We start from the raw sequence: 8,036 nt of genomic DNA, 5'->3' as shown, positions 1-8,036 counted from the left end.
CCCTGCGATGCCGAGCACCTGTATGAGGCCCTGGTATGGCTGCCCGGTGAAGGCTATGACGAGCTCGCCTGCCCTGCGCACGCCGCAGCGGCGGTGTGTGTCATCCCTGGCGCCACGAGCCGGCCGAACCCGAACGCCCGCTATGGGGACAACCCCGGCGCCGGAGACCCGCACCCATAACGGCCTGGGCTTCCCCAGGCTGCGGCGGGCCGTCGCCCAGTTTTGGCGGCTTGCGAGAAGAGGCGGCCGCACAAGTAACGGCCCCCGCCGCGTGGCAGGGGCCGTTCGTCACGCCGTCCCGGGCCGCGCGTACGTCGGCGGGATGGCGAAGTCAGCCCGGGGCGGTGAGCCAGCTCTGCCATTCGGGGCTCGGCGGCCAGTTCGGGGCCGGGGGCTCTGTGATTCGGTACGGAATCCGGCGCGAGCGCGACGTCAATCGGGCAGTGCGGGCCAGGGATCACCGCAATGTATGGCCAGGGCCTCGGCTCGCTGCCGCGCGTCGAGGGCGCGGTCTTCAGCGTCTTGCGCAAGGTAGCGGGAGCATTCCTCGCCGAGAACATCGACCAGCCAGTGCAGTACCTGCGCTCGCCTTTCGAGGTAGGCCAGGCGTTCGTCCAGCGTGGCGCGTGCGTAGCACTCGGCGTCGTTCAACAGAGCCAGAACGTCATGAACGCCGCTCGGCTCACGCCGAGAAGGTGAAGTGGTCACACCGTGACGGTACGACGCCGCCTTCCGGGCGTCCCGAAAACGGTCGTTTTCGGGACGGCCAGGGTGATCAGTTTTCCTGCGATCTTTGGGAGGGGGCGTGTCACGCCGCAGGAAGGGGCGGCATGCCCGGGAACCTCCGGTCATGATCGGTCGGTTATCGGAGTAATGCGGACCGTGTTCGTGGCGATAGCCCGGCACAGGGTCCGCGAGGTCCGGGGTCGAGAGGGGGCCGGGAATGTTGAGCGAGGCGTTAGCGGCGCTGGCGGCGGCGGGTGGCACAGCGCTGGTGGAGGCCATGGCCGGCGATGCCTGGACCTCGGCCAGGCAGGGTTTCGCCCGGCTGCTGGGGCGCGGTAAGCCGGAGCAGCAGCAGGCGGTCGAGGAGCGGCTGGAGCGTTCGCGGCAGGAACTGTCCGGTAAGAGTGATGCCGCCTTGGAGCGGGCGCGGGCCGAGCAGGCGGCGGCCTGGCGGCTGCGGTTGAGTGATCTGCTGGAGGACGATCCCGCGGCCGAGGCGCAGTTGCGGGCGCTGGTGGCGGCGCTGGGCGGGCCCGGGCCGTCGTCTGCGGGTGCGGTGCGTCAGCAGGTGCTCGGCTTCGATCACGCTCAGCAGGCGGTGCAGGGGCACGGCGTGCAGCACGTCACCTTCGGCGGCGGGGAGGGAAACCGGCGCGGCGAGCAGCGCGATGGCTGACCCGGACCGGCCCCCGCCCGGATGGCAGACGGTCACAGGGCGTGATCACGCTCGTCAGGCGGTGCAGTACGGCGGTATCCAGCACGTCACCTTCGGCGAGGTCGAACGGCCGGATCAGGAGGTGTCCATCAGCCCGCCGCTGGGCGACCCGGCCCGGCCGCTACGGGGCCGCGCGGAGCTGATGGCCTCGCTGGAGTGCTTGGCCGGGGTGCTGGTGCTGCACGGGCTGGGCGGCTGCGGCAAGACCCGGATCGCCATGGAGCTGGCGCACGCCGCCACCCAGCGTAAGGAGCCGGTGTGGTGGATCTCGGCCGCGGACCAGACGCAGCTGGTGGCCGGCATGCATGCGCTGGCTCGCCGGTTGGGCATCAGCGCCGGGGAACTCGGCCGGGGCGATGCGGCCGACCTGCTGTGGGAGAGGCTGGAGCGGCAGCCGGGCCGCTGGTTGCTGATCGTCGACAACGCCGACGATCTGAGCCTGCTGGACGGGCCGGGTGAGCTGCGCCGGGGTACCGGCTGGGTGCGTCCGCTGCGCGGCCGGGGCGGGGCGGGGCGGGTGCTGGTGACCAGCCGGGAGGGCCGCGCTTCCCGGTGGGGCGGGTGGTGCCGGCTGCAGCCGGTGCAGCCGCTGTCGGACCTCGACGCCGGGCAGATCCTGCTCGATCACGCCGGCGCGAAGGCCGGCACCGGGCAGGAAGCGGCCGCGCTGGCGATCCGGCTCCAAGGGCTGCCGCTGGCATTGCGTCTGGTCGGCGCCTATCTGGCGCACACCTCCGCGGTTCCGGCCGCCTTCGCCGACCCCGCCGCTCCGGCCACCTTCGACCGGTACCTGCAGCTCCTTCGCGACCGCCCCGGAGCGGCCGGAGAAACTCTGTCGCAGCAGCAGGCGCTGGCGATCGTGGCGCAGACCTGGCGGCTGTCGCTGGATCAGCTCGCGCGCACCGGCGCCCCTCACGCCCGATCGTTGTTGACGCTGCTGGCCTGCTTCGCCGACGCCCCGGTACCTCACGAACTGCTGCTGCGCCCTGCGGTGCTGGCCGGCTCGCCCTTGTTTGCCGGCATCACCGGGATGGAGATCTGGGAGACGCTGCGGGCGCTGGCCGATTACGCCCTGATCGAGCTGCCTCCCGCCGGTGCGGTTCCTACGGTGGTGGTGCATCCGCTGGTGCGTGATGCCAGCATCGGCCGGCTGGAACCGGGCCACGGTGTCGACGGCGCGATGCTGGAGCTGGCCGCGTCGCTGGCGGAGGCGGCGGCTTTATCCGAGGAGACGCGTCTTCCCGAAGATCCTGCGACCTGGCCGGTGTGGCAGGCGTTCTTGCCCCATGCGCTGTTCCTCCGCGCCACGATCGAGTCCCAGCCCTCGGCCGGTAGTGCAGCCAGGTCCTGTGCCGCCACCGCGGCGCACTTCGCCGCGCGCGTGCTGGCCGCGCAAGGCCAGCATGCGCAGGCCGAGCAGGAGTACCGCGCGGTCCTGGCGCTGCGGATCGAGGTGGTCGGCGAGCGTCACCCCCACACCCTGGCCACCCGCTATGGGATCGCCCAGGTGCTGGCCGAGCAGGGCGGGTATGCGCGGGCCGAGCAGGAGTACCGCGCGGTCTTGGCGGTGGAGGTGGAGGTGCTCGGCGAGCGCCACCCCGATACCCTGGCCACCCGCTACGGGATCGCCCGGGTGCTGGCCGAGCAGGGCGGGTATGCGCAGGCCGAGCAGGAGTACCGCGCGATCTTGGCGGTGGAGGTGGAGGTGGAGGTGCTCGGCGAGCGCCACCCCCACACCCTGGCCACCCGCCATGAGATCGCCCGGGTGCTGGCCGAGCAGGGCGGGTATGCGCAGGCCGAGCAGGAGTACCGCGCGGTCCTGGCGGTCACGCGGGAGGTGCTCGGCGAGCGCCACCCCGACACCCTGACCACCCGCCATGAGATCGCCCGGATGCTGGCCGCGCAGGGCGGGTATGCGCGGGCCGAGCAGGAGTACCGCGCGGTCCTGGCGGTCACGCGGGAGGTGCTCGGCGAGCGCCACCCCCACACCCTGGCCACCCGCTACGGGATCGCCCAGGTGCTGGCCGAGCAGGGCGGGTATGCGCAGGCCGAGCAGGAGTACCGCGCGGTCCTGGCGGTCACGCGGGAGGTGCTCGGCGAGCGCCACCCCCACACCCTGGCCACCCGCCATGAGATCGCCCGGGTGCTGGCCGAGCAGGGCGGGTATGCGCAGGCCGAGCAGGAGTACCGCGCGCTCCTGGCGCTGCGGATGGAGGTGCTCGGCGAGCGGCACCCCGACACCCTGACCACCCGCCATGAGATCGCCCGGGTGCTGGCCGAGCAGGGCGGGTATGCGCAGGCCGAGCAGGAATACCGCGCGCTCCTGGCGCTGCGGATGGAGGTGCTCGGCGAGCGCCACCCCCACACCCTGACCACTCAGCGGAATCTGGACGCGCTCGGGGAGGGCGAGCAGCGCTGAGGGAGGGAGCTGAGCTCTCTTCCTGTTGCCGCAGATAGTGAGCTCTTATCTGCGGGGACAGCAGGGTGCGTCGCTGGAAGGCATCTTGCTGCGAGGTTGGTGACTCCACCTTTATCTGCGATATCTCCGCCTGAGCTGTCGGTGGAGGCTGAGCCGGTCTCGGATGGGTCGTTATGTGGCAGATACGTAGCGTGATCTTCGTCGGGGTTTCATGATGGCCGGTATGCGCGGGCGCGTGTCGGTATGGGCGGGGAGTGCGGTCGCGGTGGCGGCCGCCGGAGGGCTGGCCCTCTATTTGGGGCGGGTCGGGCTGGAGAACGCCGACACGCTGGCCAGTGTGATCGGCTTGTTCGTCGTCCTGGCCGGCCTGGGCGTGGCCGGCTACGGGCTCACCACCAACCGCTCCTCGGTTGCCGGACAAGATCGGCAGGAATGGTCCGGCAGGCCGGCGGAGCAGGCGTCGGTCGCCGTCCAGGGCGGCAATGCGGGCATCATCTCGACCGGCGAAAGCGCGACCAACGTGCAGGTGCACGCGCACGCCTCCGAGCACGGCCACGTCACCCAGACGGTGCTGCCCGCGGCCGCACTGCGGCCGGTGAGCGAGGTGAGCGCGCCGCCGGCGACGGTGAACGTGCCCGGGCATCAGCAGGTGTTCGTCGGTCGCGGCGACGAGCTGGCCGCGGTGGAAGCGGCGCTAGGCGCGAGTGGGCCGGTGGTGGTGGCCGCGGTGCACGGGCTGGGCGGGGTAGGCAAGTCGACGCTGGCCGCCCGCTACGCCGCCGGCCAGGCCCGGTCCGGCGCGGTGAACCCGGTGTGGTGGATCACCGCCGACAGCCCCGAGACGATGCAGGCCGGGCTGGCCGCGCTGACGATCGCGCTGCAGCCGGAGCTGACTGAGGCGTTACCGGTGGAGGCGCTGGCCGGGCGCGCCGTCGGCTGGCTGGCCGCCCACCAGGGGTGGCTGCTGGTGCTCGACGACGTCACCGACCCGGACGACGTGGCGCCGCTGCTGGGCCGGACGCTGACCGGGCGGGTGCTGGTGACCAGCAGGCTGGCGCAGGGCTGGCACCGCCTGGACGCGCACGTGATCCGGCTGGAGGTGCTGAGCCGCCAGGAGGCGGTCGAGTTGCTCGCCCGGATCACCGGCCACCAGCCACCCGCTGCCGAGGCGGAACCGCCCGATGAATTGGAGGGAGCGGTCGAGCTGGTCCACGAGCTCGGGTGCCTGCCGCTGGCGATCGAACAGGCAGGCGCGTACCTGCACCAGACCCGGCTCACCCCGCGCGCCTACCTGGACCTGCTGAACAAGCAGCCGGCCGTGATGTACGACCAGAGCGCGCTCGGCGCCAGCGCCGAGCGCACCGTGGCCCGCCTGTGGCGGCTGACCCTGGATCGGCTGACCGGCACCCCGTGGGCCGGTAACCTGCTGCGCGTCCTGGCCTGGTACGGCGCCGAACCCATCCCTCGCGCCCTGCTGGACGGCCTGGACGCCGAGCCGTACGAGGTGCAGCACGCCCTGGGCGAGCTGGCCGCCTACAACATGATCACCCTTGACGGTGAGACGATCACCGTGCATCGGCTGGTCCAGGCGGTCGCCCGCACCGCCGACCTCGCAGACCCGCACCGGCAGCCCGCCGCCATCGACACCGCCCGTGACCGGGCCACCCACCTGCTCAACGACGCCACCCCTGACCCGCCGTCGAACCCTGCGGGCTGGCCGCTCTGGCGGACGCTGCTGCCCCACATCACCACCCTGATCGACCACACCTCCCCCACCACCGATACCGCCACCACCGCCCGCTTGCTCAACGAGACAGGCTTCTTCCTGGAAAGCCAGGGCGCCACCAGCAGCGCGATCGGCATCTACACCCGCGCCCGTACCGCCTACGAGCGGGTGCTGGGCGGTGACCACCCCTCCACCCTGACCTCCCGCAACAACCTCGCCGGCGCCTACCAGACGGCGGGGGACCTGGGCCGGGCCATCCCGCTGTACGAGCAGACGCTCGCCGACCGGGAGCGGGTGCTGGGCGGTGACCACCCCTCCACCCTGCAATCCCGCAACAACCTGGCCGGCGCCTACCGGGCGGCGGGGGATCTGGGCCGGGCCATCCCGCTGTATGAGGCCACGCTCGCCGACCGGGAGCGGGTGCTGGGTGGCGACCACCCCTCCACCCTGTCCTCCCGCAACAACCTGGCCGGCGCCTACCGGGCGGCGGGGGATCTGGGCCGGGCCGTCCCGCTGTTCGAGGCGACGCTGGCCGACTGCGAGCGGGTGCTGGGCGGCGACCACCCCTCCACCCTGACCTCCCGCAACAACCTCGCCGCCGCCTACGAGACGGTGGGGGACCTGGGCCGGGCCATCCCGCTGTACGAGGCCACGCTCGCCGACCGGGAGCGGGTGCTGGGCGGCGACCACCCCTCCACCCTGACCTCCCGCAACAACCTCGCCGCCGCCTACGAGACGGTGGGGGACCTGGGCCGGGCCATCCCGCTGTACGAGCAGACGCTGGCCGACCGCGAGCGGGTGCTGGGCGGCGACCACCCCTCCACCCTGACCTCCCGCAACAACCTCGCCGCCGCCTACCAGGCGGTGGGGGACCTGGGCCGGGCCATCCCGCTGTACGAGCAGACGCTGGCCGACTCCGAGCGGGTGCTGGGCGCCGACCACCCCTCCACCCTGACCTCCCGCAACAACCTCGCCGCCGCCTACGAGACGGCGGGGGACCTGGGCCGGGCCATCCCGCTGTACGAGCAGACGCTGGCCGACTCCGAGCGGGTGCTGGGCGCCGACCACCCCTCCACCCTGACCTCCCGCAACAACCTCGCCTACGCCTACCAGACGGCGGGGGATCTGGGCCGGGCCATCCCGCTGTATGAGGCCACGCTGGCCGACTGTGAGCGGGTGCTGGGTGGCGACCACCCCTCCACCCTGTCCTCCCGCAACAACCTGGCCGGCGCCTACCGGGCGGCGGGGGATCTGGGCCGGGCCGTCCCGCTGTACGAGCAGACGCTGGCCGACTGCGAGCGGGTGCTGGGCGGCGACCACCCCGACACCCTGGACTCACGCAACAACCTGGCCTACGCCTACCAGACGGCGGGGGATCTGGGCCGGGCCGTCCCGCTGTATGAGGCCACGCTCGCCGACTTCGAGCGGGTGCTGGGCGGTGACCACCCCTCCACCCTGACCTCCCGCAACAACCTCGCTGGCGCCTACCGGGCGGCGGGGGATCTGGGCCGGGCCGTCCCGCTGTATGAGGCCACGCTGGCCGACTGCGAGCGAGTACTGAGCTCGGACCACCCGCTAATGAAGCTCGTACGGGCCAACCTGTCGGCGCTCGAGTAACCGTTGGGGGGAGGAGTGATCGGTCTACGCCGACGGCATCTCGCTCCTGGTGAGTTCACGTGTTCGGCCGCTTTCGCGGAGCTGGCGCAGGTCGGGGATGTGGTTGTACAGCGTTCCGGGTGAGACGCCGAGCAGCTTGGCGATCGAGGTGATGGAGTTGTCGGGGTTGGGCAGCATGTCGCGGGCGGCGCGCAGCAGTTCGGGGGTGATGACGGTGGGGCGTCCGCCGGTGCGTCCCCGGGCGCGGGCGGCGGCCAGGCCGTCGCGGGTGCCAGCGACGATGAGCTCGCGGATGAACTCGGCCAGGGCGGCGAAGACGTGGAAGATGAGGCGGCCGCCGGGGGTGGTGGTGTCGAGGTTCTCGTGCAGTGAGGTGAAGCCGATCTCGCGTTTGCGCAGGTCGGCGACCATGGTGATGAGGTCGGTCAGGGAGCGGCCGTAGCGGTCCAGGCTCGGGACGACGAGGGTGTCGCTGGGTTGGAGGAAGGCGTGACAGGCGGCGAGTTCGGGGCGTTCGGCGCTCTTGCCGGACTTCCTGTCGGCGAACACCCTGCGGCACCCGGCGGCCTTAAGGGCGTCGAGTTGACGTTCGAGGTTCTGCCCGGCGGTGGAGACGCGGGCGTAGCCGATGCGGATCTCGCTGCGGTGGGCGGGGAAGGCCGCCAGCGGGTCGGCGGGCGGGTGCAGGGCGTCGGTCACGCTCGTGATTCTCTCAACAAACGGTGTTCGGAGGTTGTTGAACCACTGGGGTTGTTGAAGGAGTTTTTGAAGGGCCTGGAGGTCTCCAGCGGCCGGTTTCCACGATCTTCAAAAAACGATCGTTTTCTGAAGAT

General features: G+C 71.9%; 6 protein-coding genes. 4 read left to right on the top strand and 2 right to left on the bottom strand.

The genetic code is table 11. From position 1 onward, the window contains the following. The coding region (locus KIS93_RS63765; protein ID WP_222107826.1) for a hypothetical protein at positions 1-180 on the top strand (180 nt) is incomplete at its 5' end. Between the two features lie 252 nt (positions 181-432). Here KIS93_RS63765 and KIS93_RS41570 read toward each other — a convergent pair. Next, a complete protein-coding gene (locus tag KIS93_RS41570) occupies positions 433-708 on the bottom strand; it encodes a hypothetical protein (protein ID WP_155127441.1) in 276 nt (91 codons plus the stop codon). Between the two features lie 235 nt (positions 709-943). Between KIS93_RS41570 and KIS93_RS41565 the strand changes: the two genes are divergently transcribed. The 3 genes from KIS93_RS41565 (at position 944) to KIS93_RS41555 (ending at position 7,203) form a co-directional block, all read left to right on the top strand. Beyond that, on the top strand, positions 944-1,402 hold the full coding sequence (locus tag KIS93_RS41565; RefSeq protein ID WP_080039141.1) for a hypothetical protein: 459 nt from the start codon (positions 944-946) through the stop codon (positions 1,400-1,402). A gap of 61 nt (positions 1,403-1,463) precedes the next feature. Next, complete coding sequence (locus KIS93_RS41560; protein ID WP_080039142.1) at positions 1,464-3,860, top strand: tetratricopeptide repeat protein; 2,397 nt, start codon at positions 1,464-1,466, stop codon at positions 3,858-3,860. Positions 3,861-4,083: 223 nt separating this feature from the next. After that, complete coding sequence (locus KIS93_RS41555; RefSeq protein WP_080039143.1) at positions 4,084-7,203, top strand: tetratricopeptide repeat protein; 3,120 nt, start codon at positions 4,084-4,086, stop codon at positions 7,201-7,203. A 24-nt stretch (positions 7,204-7,227) separates the two neighbouring features. Here the strand turns inward: KIS93_RS41555 and KIS93_RS67795 are convergent, their stop codons facing one another. Then, positions 7,228-7,902, bottom strand: a complete 675-nt coding sequence (locus KIS93_RS67795; protein WP_080039144.1) for a recombinase family protein — start codon at positions 7,900-7,902, stop codon at positions 7,228-7,230. Positions 7,903-8,036: the final 134 nt, after the last annotated feature.

The organism is [Actinomadura] parvosata subsp. kistnae (genome assembly GCF_900323885.1).
GTDB lineage: Bacteria > Actinomycetota > Actinomycetes > Streptosporangiales > Streptosporangiaceae > Nonomuraea > Nonomuraea composti.
The sequence above is the reverse complement of the archived record's forward strand: the minus strand, read 5'-3'. Positions and strand labels throughout refer to the sequence as shown.

Excerpts from the sequence above, each read along its gene's own strand:
- KIS93_RS41555 (WP_080039143.1), top strand. The coding sequence starts at position 4,084 with ATGCGCGGGCGCGTGTCGGTATGGGCGGGGAGTGCGGTCGCGGTGGCG.
- KIS93_RS41565 (WP_080039141.1), top strand. The coding sequence starts at position 944 with ATGTTGAGCGAGGCGTTAGCGGCGCTGGCGGCGGCGGGTGGCACAGCG.